The organism is Paenarthrobacter sp. DKR-5 (assembly GCF_018531425.1).
Taxonomy (GTDB): Bacteria; Actinomycetota; Actinomycetes; order Actinomycetales; family Micrococcaceae; genus DKR-5.
In genome coordinates this window covers 116860-139312 of the sequence record NZ_JAHBOI010000005.1, presented here as the reverse complement: position 1 = coordinate 139312, position 22453 = coordinate 116860, and the positions used below count along the sequence as shown (strand labels likewise).

At 69.2% G+C, this 22453-nt stretch carries 21 protein-coding genes; 12 read left to right on the top strand and 9 right to left on the bottom strand.

Features of this window, described 5'->3' with window-relative positions; genetic code table 11:
- Nucleotides 1-34: 34 nt before the first annotated feature.
- From KIH31_RS12190 to KIH31_RS12175, 4 genes are read right to left on the bottom strand one after another with little or no spacing between them, the layout of a single operon-like run.
- Entirely contained in the window at nt 35-346 is a 312-nt protein-coding gene (locus KIH31_RS12190) for an AzlD domain-containing protein (protein ID WP_214427412.1), read from the bottom strand.
- Entirely contained in the window at nt 343-1101 is a 759-nt protein-coding gene (locus KIH31_RS12185; protein ID WP_214427411.1) for an AzlC family ABC transporter permease, read from the bottom strand. The genes KIH31_RS12190 and KIH31_RS12185 overlap by 4 nt, the downstream gene beginning before the upstream one ends.
- A complete protein-coding gene (locus KIH31_RS12180; RefSeq protein WP_214427410.1) occupies nt 1098-2951 on the bottom strand; it encodes a glycoside hydrolase family 15 protein in 1854 nt (617 codons plus the stop codon). Before KIH31_RS12180 ends, KIH31_RS12185 begins: the two co-directional genes overlap by 4 nt.
- A gap of 12 nt (nt 2952-2963) precedes the next feature.
- A complete protein-coding gene (locus KIH31_RS12175) occupies nt 2964-3863 on the bottom strand; it encodes a glycerophosphodiester phosphodiesterase family protein (protein ID WP_214427409.1) in 900 nt (299 codons plus the stop codon).
- A gap of 75 nt (nt 3864-3938) precedes the next feature.
- Here KIH31_RS12175 and KIH31_RS12170 point away from each other — a divergent pair, with 75 nt between their 5' ends.
- Nucleotides 3939-5246 (top strand): DUF445 domain-containing protein, encoded by a 1308-nt coding sequence (locus KIH31_RS12170; protein ID WP_214427408.1) that lies wholly within the window; start codon nt 3939-3941, stop codon nt 5244-5246.
- A gap of 13 nt (nt 5247-5259) precedes the next feature.
- On the opposite strand, the gene KIH31_RS12165 is transcribed toward KIH31_RS12170, so the two are convergent.
- Together KIH31_RS12165 and KIH31_RS12160 are read right to left on the bottom strand one after the other, a co-directional pair.
- Nucleotides 5260-6048 carry a hypothetical protein gene (locus tag KIH31_RS12165; protein WP_214427669.1) on the bottom strand — a complete coding sequence of 263 codons (789 nt, stop codon included), beginning with the start codon at nt 6046-6048 and terminating at the stop codon, nt 5260-5262.
- Nucleotides 6049-6201: 153 nt separating this feature from the next.
- Nucleotides 6202-7248 carry a LacI family DNA-binding transcriptional regulator gene (locus KIH31_RS12160; protein WP_214427407.1) on the bottom strand — a complete coding sequence of 349 codons (1047 nt, stop codon included), beginning with the start codon at nt 7246-7248 and terminating at the stop codon, nt 6202-6204.
- A 299-nt stretch (nt 7249-7547) separates the two neighbouring features.
- Between KIH31_RS12160 and KIH31_RS12155 the strand changes: the two genes are divergently transcribed.
- From KIH31_RS12155 to KIH31_RS12125, 7 genes are read left to right on the top strand one after another with little or no spacing between them, the layout of a single operon-like run.
- Nucleotides 7548-8867 carry an extracellular solute-binding protein gene (locus KIH31_RS12155; protein WP_214427406.1) on the top strand — a complete coding sequence of 440 codons (1320 nt, stop codon included), beginning with the start codon at nt 7548-7550 and terminating at the stop codon, nt 8865-8867.
- A 3-nt stretch (nt 8868-8870) separates the two neighbouring features.
- On the top strand, nt 8871-9773 hold the full coding sequence (locus KIH31_RS12150; protein WP_214427405.1) for a carbohydrate ABC transporter permease: 903 nt from the start codon (nt 8871-8873) through the stop codon (nt 9771-9773).
- Entirely contained in the window at nt 9773-10669 is an 897-nt protein-coding gene (locus KIH31_RS12145) for a carbohydrate ABC transporter permease (protein WP_214427404.1), read from the top strand. The genes KIH31_RS12150 and KIH31_RS12145 overlap by 1 nt, the downstream gene beginning before the upstream one ends.
- A 19-nt stretch (nt 10670-10688) precedes the next feature.
- Nucleotides 10689-11897, top strand: a complete 1209-nt coding sequence (locus tag KIH31_RS12140) for a Gfo/Idh/MocA family protein (protein ID WP_214427403.1) — start codon at nt 10689-10691, stop codon at nt 11895-11897.
- On the top strand, nt 11894-12898 hold the full coding sequence (locus KIH31_RS12135; protein ID WP_214427402.1) for a sugar phosphate isomerase/epimerase: 1005 nt from the start codon (nt 11894-11896) through the stop codon (nt 12896-12898). Before KIH31_RS12140 ends, KIH31_RS12135 begins: the two co-directional genes overlap by 4 nt.
- A gap of 24 nt (nt 12899-12922) precedes the next feature.
- Nucleotides 12923-13624, top strand: a complete 702-nt coding sequence (locus KIH31_RS12130; RefSeq protein WP_214427401.1) for a ThuA domain-containing protein — start codon at nt 12923-12925, stop codon at nt 13622-13624.
- On the top strand, nt 13609-14736 hold the full coding sequence (locus KIH31_RS12125; RefSeq protein WP_214427400.1) for a Gfo/Idh/MocA family protein: 1128 nt from the start codon (nt 13609-13611) through the stop codon (nt 14734-14736). Before KIH31_RS12130 ends, KIH31_RS12125 begins: the two co-directional genes overlap by 16 nt.
- Here KIH31_RS12125 and KIH31_RS12120 read toward each other — a convergent pair.
- A complete protein-coding gene (locus tag KIH31_RS12120; protein WP_214427399.1) occupies nt 14718-15929 on the bottom strand; it encodes an ROK family transcriptional regulator in 1212 nt (403 codons plus the stop codon). The genes KIH31_RS12125 and KIH31_RS12120 overlap by 19 nt on opposite strands.
- Before the next feature lie 119 nt (nt 15930-16048).
- Between KIH31_RS12120 and xylA the strand changes: the two genes are divergently transcribed.
- Together xylA and KIH31_RS12110 are read left to right on the top strand one after the other, a co-directional pair.
- On the top strand, nt 16049-17236 hold the full coding sequence (gene xylA / locus KIH31_RS12115) for a xylose isomerase (RefSeq protein WP_214427398.1): 1188 nt from the start codon (nt 16049-16051) through the stop codon (nt 17234-17236).
- 1 nt (nt 17237) lies between these two features.
- Nucleotides 17238-18656, top strand: coding sequence for a xylulokinase (locus KIH31_RS12110; protein ID WP_214427397.1), 1419 nt, complete (start codon nt 17238-17240; stop codon nt 18654-18656).
- A gap of 47 nt (nt 18657-18703) precedes the next feature.
- Here the strand turns inward: KIH31_RS12110 and nagA are convergent, their stop codons facing one another.
- The gene (gene nagA, locus KIH31_RS12105) at nt 18704-19831 is read right to left on the bottom strand and encodes an N-acetylglucosamine-6-phosphate deacetylase (RefSeq protein ID WP_214427396.1); all 1128 of its coding nucleotides are present in this window, start codon (nt 19829-19831) and stop codon (nt 18704-18706) included.
- Between the two features lie 273 nt (nt 19832-20104).
- On the opposite strand from nagA, the gene KIH31_RS12100 reads away from it, so the two are divergent.
- Nucleotides 20105-20527, top strand: coding sequence for a hypothetical protein (locus KIH31_RS12100; protein ID WP_214427395.1), 423 nt, complete (start codon nt 20105-20107; stop codon nt 20525-20527).
- Nucleotides 20517-22052 carry a bifunctional diguanylate cyclase/phosphodiesterase gene (locus tag KIH31_RS12095; RefSeq protein ID WP_214427394.1) on the top strand — a complete coding sequence of 512 codons (1536 nt, stop codon included), beginning with the start codon at nt 20517-20519 and terminating at the stop codon, nt 22050-22052. Before KIH31_RS12100 ends, KIH31_RS12095 begins: the two co-directional genes overlap by 11 nt.
- A gap of 100 nt (nt 22053-22152) precedes the next feature.
- Here KIH31_RS12095 and KIH31_RS12090 read toward each other — a convergent pair whose 3' ends face one another.
- Nucleotides 22153-22299 (bottom strand): hypothetical protein, encoded by a 147-nt coding sequence (locus KIH31_RS12090; RefSeq protein ID WP_214427393.1) that lies wholly within the window; start codon nt 22297-22299, stop codon nt 22153-22155.
- Between the last annotated feature and the right edge of the window lie 154 nt (nt 22300-22453).

Below are 22453 nucleotides of genomic sequence, written 5' to 3'. Positions count from 1 at the left end.
GTTGCCCCCGGGCCCCGGTTAGGCCCCGCTGCCTTCAGGCCGCGCCGGCCATCCGCAGCAGGGCCGCCGCCGCGGCACCGGCGACGACCACCACGAGGAAGGGCGCGCGCAGCCACAGCGCCAGCCCGGCGGCCGCCAGCGCGCCGAGGCGGGCGTCGAGCCCCAGGGACTGGCCGGAGGAGAAGGTGTTCATGGCGGTCAGCGAGGCCAGCAAACCGATGGTCAGCGTCCCGGCGATCCGGGTCATCCGCGGGTGTTCCAGCAGCTGCGGCGGCACCAGGTAACCGAGCAGCTTGGTCGCATAGGCCAGGCCGGCGGCCAGCACCACCCAGGGCCACAGGCTCATCGCTGCTCCCCTCCCCCCGGGCGGGGAGCCCGGCGGGGCACCGGGCCCGGCTCCGGGTAGGGCTCGACGTCGGGCTCGAGACCCTCCGAGGCGCGGCCGTGTGAAACCCAGCCGATCACCGCGGCCACCGCCGCCGCCACCAGGATCGGCACGCCGGGTGGCAGCAGGGGCACCCCCAGCACGGTCACCAAGGCGCAAACGACGGCGATCGCAGCCGGTTCCCTGCCCTTCAGCCGGGGCCAAAGCAGACCCAGGAAAGCGGCCACCGCAGCGCCGTCCAGGCCGATCCGCCGCGGGTCGCCCAGGGCATCCCCGGCCAGCGCCCCGGCCAGGGTGAAGAGATTCCAAAGCACGAAGACGCCGACGCCGGCCACCCAGAAGCCCCGGGACTGCTCGGCGGGTTCGCTCTGGCCGGTGGCGGTTGCCGTGGATTCGTCGATGGTGACCTGCGCGGCCGCCAGGCGCCGCCACCCGCGCGGGCGCAGCAGGGCATTGATCTGCATGCCGTAGATACCGTTGCGGATGCCCAACAGGGCCGCGGCGCTCATCGCGGCGACGCCGGTCCCGCCGCCGGCAACGACCCCGACAAACGCAAACTGGGAACCGCCGCTGAACAGGAGAAGACTCAGCGCCTGGGTCTGCAGCACGTCCAGGCCGGCGGCAGAGGAGAGCGCCCCGAAGGAGATCCCGTACAGGCCGGTGGCAATGCTGATGGAAAGCCCGACGCGCGCGGCGGCCGAAGCGAGGAGCTTCACTCCGCGGCCGCCGGAACCGCCTCGCCCCGGCCGGCCGACGTGGAGCCCAGTGCGAGCCGCTCGACGCCGTGGATCGCGTCCGCGGCCCGCACCAGGGCCAGGTGGGAGAAGGCCTGCGGGAAGTTGCCGGCCATCCGCTGCTCGCTCACCGCGTACTCCTCGCTGAGCAGCCCGAGCTCGTTCGCGAAGCCGACCAGCTTGCCCATGAGCGCGGTTGCGTCCTCCCGGCGGCCTGAGCGGGCATACTGCTCCACGAGCCAGAAGGAACAGGCCAGGAACGGGTGCTCGCCCGGTTCAAGCCCGTCCACGCCGGTCTCCGTCCGGTACCGCAGGAGCAGGCCGCCGCCGTCGAGCAGCTCCTGCTCAAGCCGCTCCACCGTTCCAAGCATGCGCGGGTCGTCGTACGGCAGGAAGCCCACCTGGGGCAGCACCAGCAGCGACGCGTCGGTCTGGGTGCCGCCGTAGTGCTGGGTGAAACTGTTCAGCTCCTTGTTGAAGCCGTGTTCGAGCACCTCGGCGCGCAGCTTGGCGCGCAGCTCCTCCCACCGCTCCACCGGGCCCTTGAGTCCGTGCTGGCGGACGGCGCGGACGGCGCTGTCGAAGGCCGCCCACATCATCACCCGGGAGTGCGTGAAGTACCGCGGCTCGCCCCGGGTCTCCCAGATGCCGTTGTCCTTCCGGTCCAGGTGCTTTTCCGCGAATCCGAGGAGGGCGCGCTGCAGCGGCCAGGAGAAACTGTCCTCCGCGCCGCCGGCCAGGCGCAGCTTCTCCAGCGCCACCAGGACCTCCCCGACGACGTCGGCCTGGTACTGGTCGACGGCGCCATTGCCCACGCGTACCGGCAGGGCTCCCTCGTACCCAGGGAACTGGGGCAGCTCGCGTTCGGGCAGCTCCCGCTCCCCGGCCACCCCGTACATGATCTGCAGGTCCTCCGGATCCCCGGCGACGGCGCGCAGCAGCCAGTTGCGCCAGTGGATCGCCTCCTGCGCGTAGCCGTGGGTGAGCATCGCCTCCAGCGTCAGGGCGGCGTCGCGCAGCCAGCAGTACCGGTAATCCCAGTTGCGTGCCCCCCCGAACTGCTCCGGAAGCGAGGTGGTCGGGGCGGCGACGATGCCGCCGGTCGTCTCGTGGGTCAGCGCCCGCAGCACCAACAGCGAGCGCTCGACCGCGTCCGCGTACTCGCCGTCGTGGCTGCACTGGGACGCCCACGCGGACCAGTAGCCCACCGTGTCCGCGAGCGCCTTGTCAATGTTGATGGGCGCCGGAACCCGCTGGTGGGAGCGGAACCAGACGAGTTCCAGGTCGACGGTCTCGCCCTCCCCCAGCTCGAGCTCGCCGACGTGCCTGTGGTTGTGGGCCCGGGGGATCCAGTCCCCGCGCAGCACGAGCGCGTCCGGGCCGGCCACAGCGATCAGGATTTCGCTTCCGTCCCGGCTGCTGCGCCTGACCCAGGGCAGCACCTTGCCGTAACCGAACCGCAGCACGAGTTCCTGCTTCATCTGCACCGTGCCGGAGAGCACCTCGACCCGGCGCACCAGCGAGGACCGGCGGTCCCCCACCGGCATGAACTCGGTCACGAGCACCTCCCCGGTGGCGGCCCGCCAGCGGGTCTTGAGCACGAACGTGGAGGCGAGGTAGTGGCGGTCCACGACGACGGGCGGCTCCTCGCCGTCGCCCGTTACGGGGGCCAGCAGCCAGCGCCCGTGCTCCGGCGCGCCCAGCAGGGCACCGAAGACCGAGGGCGAGTCAAACCGCGGAACGCACAACCAGTCGACGCTGCCCTCGCGGGAGACCAATGGGCCCGTGTGCAGGTCGGAGAGAAGGGCGTAATCCTCGATCCGTGAAGCCATGCCCCAACTCAATCACAATTGGCTCAAAGAGCCCTCCGGTGCCGCGTCCGTGCCTGCCGCGAGGACCTGGGCGAGCACTTCGGCCGGCCGATTGGTGGTGATCTCCTGGATGCCTTCGGCGAGGCACAGCTGCACGTCCTCGGGCTGGTCCACCGTCCAGACCCGGAACACCCTTCCGGCCCTCAGCCAGTCGCGCACGGTGTTGGGGTGCGTGCGGACGTAGTCGATGCCGGGGCCGGCCATGCCTGCCTCGCCCGCGGTGAGGATGCGCTCGGCCTCGGTCTGGGCGGCCTTGAAGACATTGGTCACGGCGGAGCCGGTGAGGGTGCCCAGTGCCAGTTCCTCCCGGACCTCGTCCAGCTCCACCTCGTCGACGAGCATGCAGAGCTTGCCGACGGGAACGACCGCCGCGAGGAACTTCACCGAGTCCGGATTGAAACTCATGAAGGAGACGTCGATGTTCTCCAGCTGGGAACTGGCCGGGTCCCAGCCCTGTTCGGTGAGCGTCCGCAGCACCTGCTCCTCGAGCTTGAGCTCGTAGGGGCTCGGGTGCTTGAGCTCTATGGCCAGGCCGATGGGACGGCCGGCGGCCCGCAGGATGTCCAGCAGCTCCTCGAGCGTGAGCAGCTGATCCGCCACGCCGCCGTACTCGGCCGGAATGCGCGCACCCTTCCAGGAGGCGAAATCGAGCCCGCGCAGCTCCTGCAGGTCGCGTTCGGCCACCGGGCCGGTCCCGTCGGAGGTGCGGTCCAGGTTCGCGTCGTGCAGCAGCACCAGCTTCTGGTCCCTGGTCAGATGGACGTCGCACTCCACGCCGTCCGCGCCGTCGGCGATGGCTTGGAGATAGGCGGCTCTGGTGTGTTCGGCGAACTGGGCGCTGGCGCCGCGGTGGGCGTAGATCCGGGGAGTCATGGGATTACCGTAGACGACCGCCCGGGCCGAATGGCACCCCCGGAGGTGGACGGACGCTTAACTTAGGCTTGCAGTATGGCTACCAGGACTTCCCAAGCCCCCCGCTCCCGCGGATACCGGAGCGCGGACGGCGGCCTCAGCCCCGCGGACCAGGCCAAGGCAGCGGCGCTGCGCCGGATGAAGTCCCTGGCGCTGACCCTCCTGCTCGCGATGGCCGTTGTGTTTGCCGTGGCTTTCGCGCTGCAGCGGCAGTACGCGTGGCTGGAATACGTGCGGGCTGCGAGCGAGGGCGGCATGGTGGGTGCCCTCGCGGACTGGTTCGCGGTCACAGCCCTCTTCCGGCACCCGCTCGGCGTCCCGATCCCGCACACCGCCATCATTCCCCGGCGCAAGGACGCGATCGGGGTCAGCCTGAGCCAGTTCGTGGAGCAGAACTTCCTCTCCGAGGAGGTGGTGCGGGAGAAGCTTGCCTCGGTGGACGCGGCGCAGAAAGCCGGTGGCTGGCTTGCCCGGCCGGAAAACGCGCGACGGGTGGCCACCGAGGGCGCCGCCGCCATCCGGGGCGCCTTCGCAGTGCTGCGCGACGACGACGTGCAGGACGTGATCGAGGCCATGGTCCGCAAGCACCTGCTGGGGCCGCCCTGGGGCCCGCCGGTGGGCCGGATGGCCGCCCGGCTGTTCGCGGACGGCCATCACCACAAGCTCGTGGACCTGCTGGTGGACCGGGCCGCCGAATGGGTGGACACCAACCACACCGTGGTTGCCGGGCTCGTCAGCGAGCGGTCGCCCTCGTGGGTCCCGAACTTCGTCGACGACCTGGTGGGCGACAAGGTCTACCTCGAGCTGCGCAAGTTCATCCGCGCCGTCCAGGCCGACCAGGACCACCAGGTGCGCCGGTCGCTGGACAAGTACCTGACCGAACTGGCCGAGGACCTGCAGCACGATCCGGAGATGATCGCGCGGGCCGAATCGATCAAGGCGCAGGTGCTGGACGACCCGCGGGTGCGCGAACTCGCCGCGCGCACCTGGGAATCGGTCAAGGCCGCCCTGCTCGAGGCCGTGGATGACGGGAACAGTCCGCTGCGGATCCAGTTCACCGCCGCCGTCCGCGACTTCGGGACAAGGCTGGCGGAGGACCCTGACCTCGCGGCGAAGGCCAACGCGTGGCTCGCCGACGCCGCCGGGTATGCGGTGCGCACCTACCGCAGCGACATTGCCTCGGTCATCAGCGACACGGTGGAGCGCTGGGACGCCGAGGAGACCTCCCGCAAGATTGAACTGCAGGTCGGCAGGGACCTGCAGTTCATCCGGATCAACGGCACCGTCGTTGGGTCCCTGGCGGGCCTGCTGATCTTCGCGGTCGCCCGGCTGTTCCTGGGTTGAGGCTCGGCTGAGGCTACTCGGACTTCCTGCCGCGGCCCAGCCGGAAGCGGGACGGCACCTCATCCAGGAGTTCACCCTGCAGCAGCTCCGGCGCCGGACCGAACGCTTCGCGGGTGGCGGCAATGACCGCACGCCCCATCATCAGGTTGCCGGTGCCGCCGACGACTGCGCCCACCCCGAACGGCAGCGCGCGCCCCAGGAACGCCCCGCTCTGCTGCTTCACGAACCGCTTCAGGAAGGCCTTCTGGATCCGGCCGCCCACGCCGCGGACGACCTGCAGCGGGACACTCTTGCCGATCGCAGTGCCCCAGTGCTGGGCCGGTCCGCCGCCCCTGCCCAATGCCGTGCCGCTGAAGGATTCGAGCAGCGCGGTGCCTTCCTCGCCCAGCATGATCGCCATCACGGTAGTGCGCGCACGCTCCGGGTCCTCCATGTGCACGCCGTGCAGCTCGGCAACGGAGAGCGCGTAGAGCGCGGTGGCCTCGAGGAAACCGGCGGTCGCGGCCGCGGAGAGCCCCAGGGCTGCCGCGGTTCCGACGCCGGGTACGAGGGCCGTGGCACCGATGGCCGCTCCGCCCCCGGTCACGGTTGCGAGGAAGTCCCGTTCCAGCTTCGCGCTCAGCTGCGCGGGAGTCGCGTGCGGGTACTTGCGGCGCAGCCGGCGCAGGTTCGCCACCACGAGGGGCCGCTGCACGTCCATTGCGCGCAGCAGCACGTTGTGCAGACCCGGCTTCGGGCGCCCGTCGGCGTCGAACGCGACTCCGTGCGCGATCTTGACGGCCGGATTGATTCGCTTGCGCATACTCACCTCGGATAAGTAAGGAGACTTACTACTGCCAGGTTCAAGCCTACGGCCCACGGCTTGGTTAGCAATCCGGACCGGCCCGTGAGCAACCTGGACCGGCGATAGGGAGATTCCCCTAACGCAGGTCCAGGTTGCTAACGCGGGGCCGTCCTATCCGGCAGGCGCTGCCGGAGGCGCGGTCGATTCGCGCACGACAAGCTGGGTGGCGAGCTCCACCCGGTGCGAGTCGAGGACCTCGCCCCGCAGCTCGCGGAGCACGGACCGCAGCGCGGCCCGGCCCATCTCGCGCAGCGGCTGCGCCACCGAGGTGAGCGCAGGGACAGCCTCTTCGGCCTGGTAGGTGCTATCGAACCCGACGAGGCTCAGCTCCTCCGGAATGCGGACCCCTTGGCGGCGGGCCTCCCCGAGCACCCCCAGCGCGATGCTGTCGTTCGCCGCGAAGATGGCCGTCGGCCGTTCCTTGAGCTCCAGCAGCGCCTTCAAGCCGCGGACTCCGTGCTCGGAGCGGAAGCTGCCCGGCAGGATGTACTCGGGGTTCACCGGAATCCCCCGCGCCATCAGCGCCGCCATGTACCCGTGCTGGCGCGCCTGGCTGCATTCGGCCGCGGCCGGCCCTCCGAGGTAGGCGATCCGGCGGTGCCCCAGTTCGAGCAGATGTTCGGTGGCCGCCTTGCCCCCGGCCCAGTTCGTCGCCCCGACGCTGACGACGTCGCCCGCGGGCGGGTTCAGCGGATCGATGACGACGACGGGGATCTGCCGGCGGCGAAACGCGGCGAGCTGCGGAACGCTGAACGCGGAGGTCACGACGATCATCCCGCTCCGGCCCTCCTCGAGCATGCGCTGGGCGCGGCGCTCCGGGCTGAGCCTGCTCGCGGGCTGGTCCCGGTTCACACTGACCAGGACCTCGACGTCGGACACTGCCGCGAACTCCAGCACGCCGTTGAGGACCTCGATGGTGTAGGCGGAATCCAGCGCATCGAAGACGAGGTCCACGACAGTGGTTGCCGGCGCGGCATTGCGCCGCTGCACCGGCGACTGGTAGCCGGCGTCCTCCAGGGCGGCCAGCACCCGTGCACGGGTGCCGGGGGCGACGTCGTCCCGGCCGTTGACCACCTTGGAGACCGTGGGGGCGGAGACACCGGCAGCGCGGGCGACGGCTGCGAGGGTGGGCTTCGGCGGGCGCACCACGGTCGTCATATTTGCCTCGAATCTTTCGAAATAATTTCGCTAAGCCCAGTGTGGGGGACAGAGTTACCGCGGTCAATCCCCATTAGTAAACATCGTGAACTTTTTTCTTGGATTCCCTTGACGGTGATATCCCTCACAGCTAGGTTTGCTGCTACGGGCCGACCGGACTTCGAAATATTTCGAAATTTGCGAAGCCTCTTTCGTTGACAGCACCCAGTTGGACGGCTTCCGGTTCAGAGACGGCGGAAGCTCCCACCCACTACCCGGACGGCCAGTGTCGGCCGCCGGAGGATGAACGGAAAATGCACATGAACATTCGCAAGTTGCGCTCGGCCGCCATGGCAGTCTCCGCCGCCGCGCTCACCATCAGCCTGGCGGCCTGCGGCTCCAGCGGCCCTGCAGGGTCGGGCACCAACGCCGATTCGGCCACCATGTGGGGCCTCACCGGCGGAAACCAGCCCGTCCTGCAGAAGTCGGTGGATGCCTGGAACAAGGCGCACTCGGACGAAACCATCAAGCTGGACTTCTTTGCCAATGATGCCTACAAGACCAAGGTCCGCACCGCCGTCGGCGCCGGCCAAGGGCCCACGTTCATTTACGGCTGGGGCGGCGGCGTGCTGAAGTCGTATGTCGATGCGGGCCAGGTGGCCGATCTGTCCGACTTTGTGAAGCAGAACCCGGAAGTGAAGAGCCGCTACCTGCCCGCCGTGCTCAAGAACGGGGTCATCAACGGCAAGACCTACGCCCTGCCGAACAACAACGTCCAGCCCGTGGTGCTGTACTTCAACAAGGACGTGTTCGCCAAGGTCGGCGTGCAGCCGCCGAAGACCTGGGATGAGCTCATGGCCCTCGTGCCGAAGTTCAAGGACGCGGGCATTGCCCCGTTCTCCCTCGGCGGCCAGTCCAAGTGGCCGGACCTGATGTGGCTGGAGTACCTGGTGGAGCGCATCGGCGGCCCGCAGGTGTTCGCGGACATCGCCGCAAACAAGCCCAACGCCTGGTCCAACCCCGCCGTCACCGAGGCTCTCACGAAGATCCAGCAGCTGGTCGACGCCGGCGGCTTCGTCAACGGCTTCTCCTCCATCGCCGCGGACAGCAACGCCGACCAGGCCCTGCTCTACACCGGCAAGGCCGCCATGATTCTGCAGGGCGGCTGGATCTACCAGGGCATGAAGAAGGACGCGCCGGACTTCGTCAAGAGCGGCAAGCTCGGCTTCTCGACGTTCCCGACCGTCTCCGGCGGCAAGGGCGATCCGGCCGACGTCGTCGGCAACCCGTCCAACTTCTGGTCCATCTCCTCCAAGGCCACTGACAAGCAGAAGAAGGCGGCCCTGGACTACGTCAAGAGCGGCATGTTCACCGACCAGAACACCCAGGACCTGATCGACTCGGGCGCCGTCCCGGTCGTCACCGGCATCGAAAGCAAGCTGGCGGCGTCCCCGGACAAGGACTTCCTCACCTACGTCTACGGCATGGCGAAGAACGCCCCCAGCTTCACTCTCTCCTGGGATCAGGCCCTCAGCCCGGCCCAGGGCGACGCAATGCTCGCCAACCTGGACCAGATCTTCCTGAAGAAGATCACCCCCGAACAGTTCGTGTCGACCATGAACGCGACGATCGGAAAGTAATCAGTGTCAACCACAACCAGTTCCCCCCGGCGGGCCCGCGACAAGGGCCCGTCGGGGTGGCTGGCAGCGCCAGCCCTCGTGTTCTTCCTGGTCTTCGCGATCATCCCGCTGATCGGCGTCGTCGCGCTCAGCTTCACCCGCTGGGACGGGCTGGGCGAAATTCAGGTTGACGGTTTCTCCAGCTGGAAGACCGTCCTGACCGATCCCGTCACCGGAAATGCCCTTTGGGTGACGGCGAAGATCATGTTCTTCTCCTTCATCGTGCAGGCGCCCATCAGCCTGCTGCTCGGGGTCTTCACGGCCGGCGGCCAGAAATACCGCGCCGCCCTTGCGGTGCTCTACTTCATCCCGCTGCTGCTCTCATCGGCCGCGGTCGCGATTGCCTACAAGGCCCTGCTGGACCCGAACTTCGGGCTCGGCCCCGGGCTGGGGCTCCCGTTCCTCGCACAGGACTGGCTGGGCAACTCGGACCTGGTGCTGTTCGTGGTCGTGTTCGTGATCGCCTGGCAGTTCGTGCCGTTCCACACGCTCATCTACCAAGGCGGTGTCCGGCAGATCCCCGCGTCCTTCTACGAGGCGGCACAGATCGACGGCGCCGGCCGGGTGCAGCAGTTCCTGCACATCACGCTCCCGCAGCTGAAGTACACCATCATCACGTCCTCCACCCTGATGGTGGTCGGCTCGCTGGCCTACTTCGACCTCGTGTTCGTCCTCACCGGCGGCGGCCCCGGCTACACCACCCGCCTGCTCCCCCTGCACATGTACCTCACCGGTTTCAAGGCCAACGACATGGGTGCCGCGAGCGCCCTCGGTGTCATCCTCGTGGTCATTGGACTGGGCCTGGCGCTGCTGCTCCAGCGCCTGGGCGGCCGGAACCGGAATGCAAGCCAATTGGAAGGTGCCTGATGGCTTCCACCACCCAGCTCCCCGTCCCGCCGGTGACCCGGCAGACCGCCAGCCCGCGGCCCCGAACCAAGGGCCCCGGCCGCTTCCGGCCGAACCTGCTCGGCGGGCTCGGCGGCTGGGTGTGGCTGGCGATCATCATCCTGCCCATCTACTACGTGGTGGTCACCAGCCTGAAGAACCAGGCCGGTTTCTTCACCTCGAACCCGATGCTGCCGCCCACCGAGCCGACGCTGGACAACTACAAGCTGGTGCTCGAGAACGATTTCGCGATGTACTTCTTCAACAGCCTTGTGGTGACGCTGGGCAGCGTGATTCCGGCGCTGCTGATCTCCTTCATGGCCGCCTACGCGATTGTCCGCGGAAAGAGCCGGTTCCTGAGCTGGACGAACAGCCTCTTCCTGCTCGGCCTGGCCATCCCGCTGCACGCGACGATCATCCCGATCTACTGGATGATCACCCGCGCGCACCTCTACGACACCCTGCTGGCCCTGATCCTGCCCTCGATTGCCTTCGCGATCCCGATTTCGGTGCTGATCCTGTCCAACTTCATGCGGGACGTGCCCAACGAGCTGTTCGAGTCGATGCGCCTGGACGGCTGCTCCGACTGGGCGATGATGTGGCGGCTGGCGCTGCCGATGACGCGGCCCGCCGTGGTCACGGTCGGCATCTACAACGCCCTCGGTGTCTGGAACGGGTTCCTGTTCCCGCTGATCCTGACGCAGAGCCCGGCCACCCGGGTACTGCCGCTGTCGCTGTGGACCTTCCAGGGCGAATTCAGCGTCAACATCCCCGCCGTCCTTGCCTCCGTCGTGCTGGCGACGCTGCCGCTGCTGGTGATCTACGTGGTCGCCCGCCGCCAGCTCCTCAGCGGACTCACCGCCGGTTTCAGCAAGTAGATTCCCGAAAGGACCATTGATGACCACCGCTAAGCCTTTGCGGGTCGGCATGGTGGGTTACGCCTTCATGGGCGCCGCCCACTCGCACGCCTGGCGCACCGCCCCGCGCTTCTTCGACCTGCCGCTGCGCCCTGAACTCGCCGCCGTGGCCGGGCGCAACCCGGACGCGGTCCGGGCCGCCGCGGACAGGCTCGGCTGGGAGTCCACCGAGACGGACTGGCGGGCGCTCATCCACCGGGACGACATCGACCTGATCGACATCTGCACGCCCGGGGACACGCACGCCGAGATCGCCATCGCCGCGCTGGAGGCCGGCAAGCACGTTCTGTGCGAAAAACCGCTGGCCAACTCGGTGCAGGAGGCCGAACGGATGACCGCGGCCGCGGAGGCCGCCGCCGAACGCGGGGTGTTCTCGATGTGCGGGTTCAGCTACCGCCGCACCCCGGCCCTGGCCCTGGCCAGGAGGTTCGTCGAGCAGGGCCGCCTGGGCGGCATCCGGCACGTCCGGGCGCAGTACCTCCAGGACTGGCTCTCGGACGAGAACGCGCCGCTGACCTGGCGGCTGGACAGGACCAAGTCCGGCTCCGGAGCCCTGGGCGACATCGGCGCTCACATCATCGACGCCGCACAGTGGATCACCGGGCAGAACATCGCCGGGGTTTCGGCCCTGACGGAGACGTTCGTCAAGGAGCGACCGCTCGGCGGGGACCTGGTCGGCCTCGGCGGCCACGGCGCCGCGGGGGAGGATGTTCCGCGCGGGCCGGTGACGGTCGATGACGCCGCCGTCTTCAGCGCCCGCTTCGACGGCGGCAACGGAGCCGCAGGCGCCATCGGCGTTTTCGAGGCCACCCGCTTCGCCCTCGGCCGGCGCAACGCCATGCGGTTGGAGCTCAACGGCACGGCAGGCTCGCTCGCCTTCGACTTCGAGGACATGAACGTCCTCTGGTACTACGACGCTGCCGACGGCGCCGACGCCGGCTTCCGCCGCATCCTCGTTACCGAACCGGAGCACCCGTACGTGGGCAACTGGTGGCCCACCGGCCACGGCCTCGGGTACGAACACGGCTTCACCCACCAGGTCGTGGACCTCGTCAACGCCCTGGCCGAACACCGCCAGCCGGCCCCCTCGTTTGCCGACGCCTTGCAGGTGCAGCAGGTGCTGGCCGCCGTCGAAGCCAGCGCCGCCGCCCAGAGCCGCTGGCAGCCGATCCGAAAGGAAGAGAAATGACCCGCCCGATTACGCTCTTCACCGGCCAGTGGGCCGACCTGCCCTTCGAGGAAGTGGCCCGCCTTGCCGGGGAATGGGGCTTCGACGGCCTCGAAATTGCCTGCTGGGGCGACCATCTGGACCCGGTCCGCGCCGCCGAGGACGACGCGTACCTGCAAAGCCGCCTCGACATCCTGGACAAGCACCACCTCAAAGTGCACGCCATCGCCAACCACCTCACCGGCCAGGCCGTGTGCGACGACCCGATCGACGAGCGCCACCAGGACATCCTCGCTCCCGAGGTCTGGGGCGACGGCGACCCGGAAGGTGTGCGCACCCGCGCCGCGGAGGTCATGAAGGCCACCGCCCGGACCGCCGCCCGGCTGGGGGTGAAAACCGTCACCGGGTTCACGGGCTCCTCGATCTGGAAGGCCGTGGCGATGTTCCCGCCGGCCTCGGACGCGATGATCGAACGCGGCTACCAGGACTTCGCCGACCGCTGGAACCCGATCCTGGACGTCTTCGACGCCGAAGGAGTCCGCTTCGCCCTCGAGGTGCACCCCTCCGAGATCGCCTACGACTACTGGACCGCCAAACGCACCCTGGACGCCGTCGGCCACCGGGAGAACTTCGGCCTGAACTTCGACCCTTCCCACTTCATCTGGCAGGACCTTGACCCGGTCATGTTCCTGCAGGACTTCGCCGAGAAGATCTTCCACGTCCACGTCAAGGAATCCGTCCGCCAGCTCAACGGGCGCAACGGCCGGCTCGGCTCGCACCTGCCCTGGGCGGACCCGCGCCGCGGCTGGGACTTCGTCACCGCCGGGCACGGGGATGTGAAGTGGGGACCGATCTTCCGCACCCTCAACGCCATCGGCTACCAGGGACCGACCAGCATCGAGTGGGAGGACGCCGGCATGGACCGCCTCATCGGCGCTCCCCAGGCGCTGGCCATGGTCAAGGAACTCGCCGCCATCACCCCGCCCGCCGCAGCATTCGACGCCGCCTTCAGCAAACGCTGAGCGCACCCGAGCCTAAGGAAACCAGTGACAACCGAAACCAAGACAGCCCTCGTGGTGCGCGGCGGCTGGGACGGCCACCAGCCCGTCGAAGCCACCGACCTGTTCATTCCCTACCTGAAGTCCAACGGCTACGACGTGCGGGTGGAGGAATCTCCGAAGATTTACGCCGACGCCGAGTACATGGCCACCGTGGACCTGGTGATGCAGTGCATGACGATGTCCACGATCGAGAAGGACGAGTTCGAGGGCCTGCGCAGCGCCGTCGAGAACGGCACCGGCCTGGCCGGCTGGCACGGCGGGATTGCCGACTCGTACCGCAACACCTCGGACTACCTGCACCTGATCGGCGGCCAGTTCGCCTGCCACCCGGGCAAGCACCCCTCAGAACGCACCGGCGAGCAGTCCGACAACTACGTGCCGTATACGGTGAACATGCTCCCGGCCGCCGCGGAGCACCCGATCACCCAGGGCATCAGCGACTTCAAGCTCGTCACCGAGCAGTACTGGGTCCTCTCCGACGACTACATCGACGTCCTCGCCACCACCACCCAGAAGGTGCGCGAATGGGACCCCTGGAACCGCGAGGTGACCTCCCCGGCCATCTGGACACGCCAGTGGGGCAAGGGCCGGATCTTCGTCTCCACGCCCGGCCACCGGGTGGAAATCCTCCAGGACAGCAACGTCCGCACAATCATTGAAAGGGGCCTGCTGTGGGCAAGCCGTTAAACGTAGGAATCATTGGCTGCGGGAAGATCATCAGCCAGTACCTGGAGAATTTCCGCCGGTTCGACGACGTGAACCTCGTCGCGGTGGCGGACCTCGACCCGGCGCGGGCCCAGGCCGTGGCAGACGGCTACGACGGCGTCCGCGCCATGCCGGTCGAGGAGCTGCTCAGCGCCGGCGACGTCGACCTGGTCCTGAACCTGACCATCCCGGCGGCCCACGCCGAGGTCGCCCTGAAGGCGATCGCGGCCGGCAAAAGCGTGTACGGCGAGAAGCCGCTCGCTGCCACCACCGGCCAGGCCCGCGAGGTGCTGGACGCGGCGCGCAAGGCCGGCGTCGTCGTCGGCTGTGCCCCGGACACCGTGCTGGGAACCGGCATCCAGACGGCCCGCAAGGCGATCGACGACGGCCTGATCGGCAAGCCGATCGCCGCCACCGCGACCATGGTCACGCCCGGCCACGAGCGCTGGCATCCGGACCCGGACTTCTACTACCAGCCCGGTGGCGGACCGCTGCTGGACATGGGCCCGTACTACGTCAGCGCCCTGGTCACCCTGCTCGGCCCGGTGGTTTCAGTGCTCGGCGCAGCCAGCCACACCCGCCCGGAGCGCACCATCGGTTCCGGGCCGCGGGAAGGCCAGAGCGTGCCGGTGAACATCGACACGCATGTCACCGGGGTGCTCACCCACGCCTCCGGCGCGCTGTCCACGCTGGTGATGAGTTTCGACGCGGTCAAGAGCAAGTCCCCCAACATCGAGATCCACGGCGAGCTCGGCTCGCTCGCGGTGCCGGACCCGAACCACTTCGACGGGGACGTGGAGCTGTTCGCCCTGGGGGCTGACGAGTGGGAGACCCTGCCCGTCTCGGCCGGCTACACGGATTCCGGACGCGGCTTCGGCATCGCCGACCTCGCCCGCACCCCCCGGGGCGAGGAGCCGCGGGCCGGGGGCGCCCTCGCCTACCACGTGCTGGAGGTCATGGAGTCGGTGCTCGAGTCGGCGCACAGCGGAAATTCGGTGGCGATCGAAAGCAGCGCGGAGCGGCCCGCCGTCGTCGAACTCACATCCCTGGTGCAGCCGCAGGAAGACAGGCAGCCTCAGGAAATCAGCTCGTAAGGGCGGGCGAGCACGCCACGCAGGCAGCTGCCGGCGGCGCCTGTCAGCGCCGCCGTCTGCCGCAGCCCGGAGAAGGCAATCGACCCGTCGGGCACCAGCCCCGGGGCGAAGTTGGCCAGGCTGCGGCGCAGCGCCGGTTCGATCCACTCCTCGAGAGCCGCGAAGTGGCCGCCCAGCACCACCGCTGAGATGTTCATCAGCCGGGCTGCGGAGGCCACCGCGACCCCGAGATAGTGGCCGGCCTGCTCGACGGCGGCCAGGGCGCGCGGTTTCCCGGCGTCGAGGGCGCGGAGCAGGTGGCTCATCCGCAAAGCGGTGGAATCGTCGCCGATGCCGGCGGCGGAGAAGATGGCCTGCTGGCCGGCGAACTTCTCCAGACACCCGTGGCCGCCGCAGGTGCAGCGGGGACCCTCCGGGTGGACCACGACATGGCCGATCTCCCCCGCGTGACCGGCCGGTCCGGTGAACAGCTCCGAGCCGATCACCAGCCCGCCGCCGACCCCCACTTCACCGGAGACATAGAGGTAATCGCGGAAGGAGACACCGTGGCCGTACCAGAGCTCGGCGAGCGCGGCGCTGTTGGCTTCGTTGGAGAGCGTGACGCCGAACGGGGCCGCGGGCAGCAGCGCCGCGAGTTCGGCGGACAGGTCGACGGCGGACCAGCCCAGGTTCGGCGCGGTCACCACGACGTTCCGGTCCGGATCCACGAGGCCGGGCACGGCCAGGCCTCCCCCGAGCAGCACGATGCCCGCCTGCCGGGCCGCGTCGGCCGCCCGGTGCACGAGGACGCCGAGCGCTGCCAGCACGTCCCCGGGACTGCTCCCCCGGTTGTGCCGCTCCACTGTCTCCTGGAACTGGAGTGTCCCGCCCAGGTCCAGGACCCCCACCGCGAGGTAGTCGACGTTGATCTCGGCGCCGATCGCACCCCGCAGCGGGTTCAGCACCAGGCCGACGCCGGGCCGGCCCCGTTCGCCGTCGCGGGTGACGCCCGCCTCGGTGAGCAGGCCGGATTCGAGCAGGTCCGCCACGAGGCTGGAGACCGACGCCTTTGTCAGGCCGGTCTCAGCGGCGAGCTGCGCACGGGTGGCTTGTCCCTGCGGGTCGATCCGGTCCAGCAGCAGCGCGAGGTTCCGGCGGCGCACATCGCCGACGCGTCCGGGTGCGGCGCCATCGGCCGTACGCGTGGGGGACATCGCCCCTCCTTTGAAAAGTGGTGTCGAAACCGTTGACCTAAGTTCATCATGCAACATATAGTTCAGATTGAAAACTAATTCTTTTCCCATCCCCTTCCAGCCCAATGAGGTGCTCAATCATGGCAGTGCAGCCCACCCCCGAAGACCGTTTCACTTTCGGCCTCTGGACCGTCGGTTGGACGGGCAACGACCCGTTCGGCGTCCCGACCCGTGCCGACGTCGACCCGATCGAAGCCGTCCACAAGCTCAGCGAGTTCGGCGCCTACGGCATGACGTTCCACGACAACGATCTGATTCCGTTCGACGCCACCGCCGCCGAGCGGGACCGGATCCTCTCGGACTTCAAGGCCGCCCTGGCGGAGACCGGCCTGCAGGTTCCGATGATCACCACGAACCTCTTCAGCCACCCCGTGTTCAAGGACGGCGGCTTCACCTCCAACGACCGTGCCGTGCGCCGGTTCGCGCTGCGCAAGGTCCTCACCAACATCGATCTCGCTGCAGAACTTGGCGCGAAGACGTTCGTGATGTGGGGCGGCCGCGAAGGCTCCGAGTATGACGGCTCCAAGGATCTCGCCGCCGCCTTCGACCGCATGAAGGAAGGCGTCGACACCGTCGCCGGCTATGTCAAGGAGAAGGGGTACGACCTGCGCCTGGCGATCGAGCCCAAGCCGAACGAGCCGCGCGGCGACATCCTGCTGCCCACGGTGGGCCACGCCCTGGCCTTCATTGCGCAGCTCGAACACGGCGACATCGTCGGCCTGAACCCGGAAACCGGCCACGAGCAGATGGCGGGCCTGAACTTCACCCACGGCATCGCCCAGGCGTTGTGGGCCGGCAAGCTCTTCCACATCGACCTCAACGGCCAGCGCGGCATCAAGTACGACCAGGACCTGGTCTTCGGCCACGGCGACCTGACCAGCGCCTTCTTCACGGTGGACCTGCTGGAGAACGGCTTCCCCAATGGCGGTCCCAAGTATGACGGCCCGCGCCACTTCGACTACAAGCCCTCCCGCACCGACGGCTACGACGGCGTGTGGGAGTCGGCCAAGGCCAACATGCGGATGTACCTGCTGCTCAAGGAGCGGGCGGTCGCGTTCCGGGCCGACCCCGAAGTGCAGGAAGCCCTGAAGACCTCCGGTGTCTTCGAGCTCGGCGAGTCCACGCTGGCCGCCGGCGAAAGCACCGCGGACCTTCTGGCCGACACGGCTTCATTCGAGGACTTCGACGCCACCAAGGCTGCCGAGCGCTCGTTCGCCTTCATCCGCCTGAACCAGCTGGCCCTCGAGCACCTGATGGGCGCCCGCTAACATGCCGTTGGTCGCCGGGGTGGACAGCTCCACCCAGTCCTGCAAGGTCGTCATCCGCGACGCCGCCACAGGGGCGCTCGTGCGGCAGGGGTCCGCGCGCCACCCGGAGGGGACGGAGGTGCACCCCGACGCCTGGTGGAGCGCCCTGCAGTCCGCCATTGAGGCGGCCGGCGGGATCGACGACGTCGCCGCGGTCGCCGTCGGCGGCCAGCAGCACGGCATGGTGTGTCTGGACGCCGACGGGAACGTCGTGCGTCCGGCGCTGCTGTGGAACGACACCCGCTCCGCCGGCGCCGCGCAGGCGCTGACGGAGGAGTCCGGGGCGGACTTCTGGGCGCAGGCGACCGGCACAGTGCCGGTCGCCTCGCTCACGGCGGCCAAGCTGCGCTGGCTGGCGGAGAACGAGCCGGAGAACGCAGCGCGCACGGCAGCTGTCTGCCTGCCGCATGACTGGCTCAGCTGGCGGCTGGCCGGCTTCGGCCCGGGCAGCGGAGCCGACGGCCTCGCCGCGCTGCGCACCGACCGGTCCGACGCCTCGGGCACCGGCTACTGGTCACCGCGGACCGGCCAGTACCTCCCGGAGGTCCTCGAGCGCACGCTCGGGCACGTCCCGGTACTCCCCGAGGTACTCGGTCCGCTTGAATCCGGGCTGAAGACGCCCTCCGGCGCCCTGATAGGTGCGGGGGCCGGGGACAATGCAGGCGCCGGCCTGGGCGTGAGCGCCGCCGTCGGCGACGTCGTCGTCTCGATCGGCACCTCCGGGACTGTCTTTGCGGTCTCGGAGCGGCCGACGAGTGACCCGTCCGGGCTGGTGGCAGGGTTCGCCGACGCGACCGGCCACTACCTGCCGCTGGTGTGCACCCTGAACGCGTCCCGGGTCTTCGATGCGACAGCCCGGCTGCTGTCCGTGGATCTTGGGGAGTTCGCCCGCCTGGCCCTCGCCGCACCCGCGGGCTCGGGCGGACTGGTGCTCGTGCCCTACTTCGAGGGCGAGCGCACCCCCAACCTGCCGGATGCCACAGGTTCGCTGCACGGGATGACCTTGGCCAACTTCACCCCCGCGAACCTCGCGCGTGCCGCCGTCGAAGGCGTCATCTGCTCGCTGGCGGACGGACTGAAGGCTCTCACCGACGTCGGGGTGGGCGCTGAACGGATGATCCTGGTCGGCGGCGCCGCGCGTTCCGAAGCGGTGCAGCACGTCGCCGCGGCCGTTTTCGGGCTGCCCGTGGTGGTGCCCGATCCCGGGGAATACGTGGCCGACGGCGCCGCACGACAGGCCGCCGGAGTTCTCATCGGCGAACTGCCGGTATGGGAATCCGCCGGGACCGCCGTGGTGGCCGCCGAGGCGACCCCGGAGGTGCTGGAACGGTACCGCGAAGCCGCCGCTTCGTCGACGCCCTTCGCGCGAACGGCCAGCTAAGGCGGCCTTTTCACGCCGGAAGCCGCCGTTTGTGGCCTCTCGCGGGGTTACTCTGCCCCGGGCTGGACCCACGCCCCGGCGCGCATGACCGCTTCGACGTTCAGGTCCGCGTCCAGCGCCACCAGGTCCGCGCGCCGGGATGCTTCGATGCTGCCGACCTCGGCCAGTCCCAGCATCTGCGCCGGCGTTTCGGTGGCCGCCCGGACCGCATCCACGAGGGGGATGCCGGCGACGTTCACGGCGTAGCGAACGGCGGCGTCGAGCGTGAGGGTGCTGCCGGCGATGCTTCCTCCCGCAGCAAGCCGCGCTTCACCCGCACGCACGACGACGTCGAGCCCGCCCAGGCGGTACGCGCCGTCCGGGGCTGCAGCCGCCGCCATCGCATCCGTGACCAGCACTGTCCGCGCCGGGCTCGCGAAGACCAGCCGGACGATCGCCGGGTGCAGGTGCACCCCGTCGGCGATCACCTCGGCGAAGACATCCGGATCCTCCAGCAGCGCGGGAACCGGCCCAGGATCGCGGTGATGGATGGGACGCATGCCGTTGAAAACATGCGTTCCCGCGCGTGACCCGGCCGCCAGCGCGGCGCGGGTTCTCTCGTAGTCCGCGCCCGTGTGGCCCACCGCCACCACGACGCCGCGGGACACGAGGCTTCCGATGGCCTCCAGGCTGCCCTTGAGTTCGGGGGCGATGGTGACCATGCGGACCGTCCCGCCGCCCGCCCCGAGCAGCTCCTCGACCTCGGCCCGGTCAGGTGTCCGCAGCTGTCCGGCGTCGTGTGCGCCGCGGTGCTCCGGGCTCAGCCACGGCCCCTCCAGGTGGATTCCCGCCAGCGTGCCGTCCTCGACCAGGGCCCGCAACCGCCGCACCGACGCCGTTAGGGCGGCCAGCGGGGCGGTGACCAGGCTGGCCACCATCGACGTCGTGCCGTGCCGCAGGTGCGCTGCGGCGATCCCGGCTGCGGCGGCCGGACCGGCGTCGTCGAAGCCCTGACCGCCGCCGCCGTGCACGTGGGCGTCGACGAAACCGGGCGCCAGCGTTCCGTCGAAGCTGCGGGCGGCCGGGCCTTCCGCGCGCCCCGCCCCGACGGCGGCGATCCGTGTGCCGTCGACCTGCACCCAGCCGGGTTCCAGCGGGCCGGCGGCGGTCAGGACACGGGCGGCTTCGAGGATCATCGCTGGCTCCCTGGACTCACTACAAAAGGACAACGGGCGGACATCGGGATGCACAACAGCGGCACCCGCCGCGCATGGTCGCGACGCGGTGTTCCATCCGGGGCCGCCGGAGACATCGTTCGCTTATCATAAGGACACCCACCGGCGCGCGGGTTTTGACCCGCGTCGTGTGGCCGAGTGCCTGCTGGGGGCACGGATCATGCGATAGGGATGTATGTCTGACTGGCTAGTCATGCCTGGTGCTGGCACCCGGCGCAAGCGGGCGGGACTCCGGTGACCGCCGAGATCGTGGCGGCCAGCCGCGAACCCGGGGACGGGCTGCCCGCCTCCCCCGCGCACACGGTCACGGTGACGATGACGGACAGCGGGGTGATCGTGCTCCGGCTCCCGGGCGGCACCTCCCTCGGGGCGGAATGCGCCGAGGCCGCCGGGGCGGCTGTCCGGCACGCGGCCGGTGCCCGCAAGCGGCCTGTCCTGATCGACGTCTCCGGGCTCAACTCGATCAACGACGACGCGCGGGACGTCTACCTGCGCTCCACGGTGGTCACCGCCTTCGGCCTGATCGGCAGCAGCCCGGTGGATCGCGTGCTGGCGCATTACCTGCTCCGCGCGCAGCTGCCCGGGATTCCCGCGCGCTACTTCTCGTCCGAATCCGAGGCGCTGACGTGGCTGGAGACCTTCACCCATGACGGCTGAAACAACGCGCGACCCGCGCCTGGGCGAGCTGGTGGACGGCATCGTGCGGCTCGCCGCCGGGGACCACTCGGTGCGCTTGCACTCCTCGCCGGCCCGGGACGAAGTCGACGCCGTGATGATCGGGGTGAACATCCTCGCCAAGGACCTCGCCGCCAGCTACAGCGAACTGGAAGAGCGGGTGGCCACGCGCACCGCGGAGCTCGTCGCGGCGCAGGCCGAGCTCGAACGGGCGGCGCTGACCGATTCGCTCACGTCGCTGAGCAACCGGGTGGCCTTCACGCGCGTGCTCGGCCACACCCTTGAGGCGGCAATGGCTGGCGAGCCGGCGCCGGCACTGCTGATCCTGGACCTGGACTCCTTCAAGGGCGTCAACGACACCATGGGGCACGCGGCCGGCGACGAGCTGCTGCGCCTCACTGCCGGCAGGTTGCTCGGGTGCGTACGCAGCGGAGACACCGTCGCGCGGCTCGGCGGCGATGAATTCGCCGTGCTGCTGCCGCATTCGACCGAAGACAGGGCCCGCAGCGTCGCGTCGCGCATCCTCGAGAGCATGCGCGAGCCCTTCGACCTCGACGGCCGCCGGGCCTCCTGCGGCACGAGCATCGGCATCCGGGTCGCCGAAGCGGGCCAGTCCGCCGAGGAAGTCATCCTGCACGCGGACATAGCGATGTACGCAGCGAAGGCGCAGAAGGGCAGCTCGGTCAAGATTTTCGAACCGGTGATGCTGTACGCGCGGGAACTCGAAACTCTTGCCACGACCGAACTGCAGTCCGCCATCGCAGAGGGGCAGCTGGTGCTGCACTATCAGCCCGTCGTCGAACTGGCCACGGGCGCACTCGAAGGCGTCGAGGCGCTCGTCCGCTGGGACCACCCGGCCCGCGGCCTGCTGATGCCGGACCAGTTCATCGGGCTGGCAGAGTCCACCGGCCTGATCGAGGACGTCGGGCGCTGGGTGCTGCGTGAAGGGACGCGCCAGCTGCAGGCATGGCGCGAGAGCGGACTGACTCCCCCCGGCTTCAGCCTCCGGGTGAACATCTCGAGCACCGAGCTGCAAAGCCTTCAGCTCATCGACATCGTCCGGGACGCCCTGCTGGCCTCCGGCACCGACCCGGCGGAACTCATCATCGAGATCACCGAGTCCTCCGCCGTGGCCGGCGGCGAGGTGGACCAGTATTCGCTCCTGGGGCTGCACAAGCTCGGGGTGCGGCTGGAGATCGACGATTTCGGCACCGGCTATTCAGCCATCAGCTATCTGCAGAAACTGCCGGTCAACGTCGTGAAGATGGACCGGTCGCTGATCAAGGATCTCAACCCCTGCTCGACGCAGGGACCGTTCGTGGCGGCGATTCTGGATTTGATTCATGCCTGCGGCATGCGCGCCCTCGCCGAGGGCATCGAAAGCCCGGAGCAGGCCCGCACCCTGCGTGAACTCGGCTGTGAGAGCGGGCAGGGATATTACTTCTCGCGGCCCGTCCCGGCGGCTGCCTTCGAGGAGCTGGTGCGGGGGTGGCCGGCCGGCGCCTAGAGGCCGGAAACGGAGCTCCTGGAAACGCGAAAGCGGAGGCGCCTCGTCGGGTGCCTCCGCCCTCGCACCCGGTCCTGCAGGGTTCCTGCAGCCGGCAGAGCTAGTTGGTGGCCGCCTTCGGCCACCAACCCACGGCCACCGAGTGCCCGCTGTCGGCGGAGGGAGCCGCGGAGACAGCGGACGCAACCGAGACGCCGCCGGCAACCAGGGCAGCCGCAACCAGCGCGGCGGAAACGAGCTTCTTCATGTGCTACTCCTGATACTGGTGTGATGGAAGTGGAAATTGTGAGGCGCCTTCAGTATGAGGGCCTCGGTGCATGAAAATCCATAACTTTGAAAATAAATATGCTAGTCCGCCGCGACCAGCCGCTTCTGGTGCCGCCCAGCGGGTTTGCGGCCCC

What these genes read in the sequence shown, in the direction of transcription:
- KIH31_RS12190 (WP_214427412.1), bottom strand. Translation starts at nt 346, where the DNA reads ATGAGCCTGTGGCCCTGGGTGGTGCTGGCCGCCGGCCTGGCCTATGCG.
- KIH31_RS12180 (WP_214427410.1), bottom strand. Translation starts at nt 2,951, where the DNA reads ATGGCTTCACGGATCGAGGATTACGCCCTTCTCTCCGACCTGCACACG.
- KIH31_RS12175 (WP_214427409.1), bottom strand. Translation starts at nt 3,863, where the DNA reads ATGACTCCCCGGATCTACGCCCACCGCGGCGCCAGCGCCCAGTTCGCC.
- KIH31_RS12170 (WP_214427408.1), top strand. Translation starts at nt 3,939, where the DNA reads ATGGCTACCAGGACTTCCCAAGCCCCCCGCTCCCGCGGATACCGGAGC.
- KIH31_RS12165 (WP_214427669.1), bottom strand. Translation starts at nt 6,048, where the DNA reads ATGCGCAAGCGAATCAATCCGGCCGTCAAGATCGCGCACGGAGTCGCG.
- KIH31_RS12160 (WP_214427407.1), bottom strand. Translation starts at nt 7,248, where the DNA reads ATGACGACCGTGGTGCGCCCGCCGAAGCCCACCCTCGCAGCCGTCGCC.
- KIH31_RS12155 (WP_214427406.1), top strand. Translation starts at nt 7,548, where the DNA reads ATGAACATTCGCAAGTTGCGCTCGGCCGCCATGGCAGTCTCCGCCGCC.
- KIH31_RS12145 (WP_214427404.1), top strand. Translation starts at nt 9,773, where the DNA reads ATGGCTTCCACCACCCAGCTCCCCGTCCCGCCGGTGACCCGGCAGACC.
- KIH31_RS12140 (WP_214427403.1), top strand. Translation starts at nt 10,689, where the DNA reads ATGACCACCGCTAAGCCTTTGCGGGTCGGCATGGTGGGTTACGCCTTC.
- KIH31_RS12135 (WP_214427402.1), top strand. Translation starts at nt 11,894, where the DNA reads ATGACCCGCCCGATTACGCTCTTCACCGGCCAGTGGGCCGACCTGCCC.
- KIH31_RS12120 (WP_214427399.1), bottom strand. Translation starts at nt 15,929, where the DNA reads ATGTCCCCCACGCGTACGGCCGATGGCGCCGCACCCGGACGCGTCGGC.
- xylA (WP_214427398.1), top strand. Translation starts at nt 16,049, where the DNA reads ATGGCAGTGCAGCCCACCCCCGAAGACCGTTTCACTTTCGGCCTCTGG.
- KIH31_RS12110 (WP_214427397.1), top strand. Translation starts at nt 17,238, where the DNA reads ATGCCGTTGGTCGCCGGGGTGGACAGCTCCACCCAGTCCTGCAAGGTC.
- nagA (WP_214427396.1), bottom strand. Translation starts at nt 19,831, where the DNA reads ATGATCCTCGAAGCCGCCCGTGTCCTGACCGCCGCCGGCCCGCTGGAA.
- KIH31_RS12095 (WP_214427394.1), top strand. Translation starts at nt 20,517, where the DNA reads ATGACGGCTGAAACAACGCGCGACCCGCGCCTGGGCGAGCTGGTGGAC.
- KIH31_RS12090 (WP_214427393.1), bottom strand. Translation starts at nt 22,299, where the DNA reads ATGAAGAAGCTCGTTTCCGCCGCGCTGGTTGCGGCTGCCCTGGTTGCC.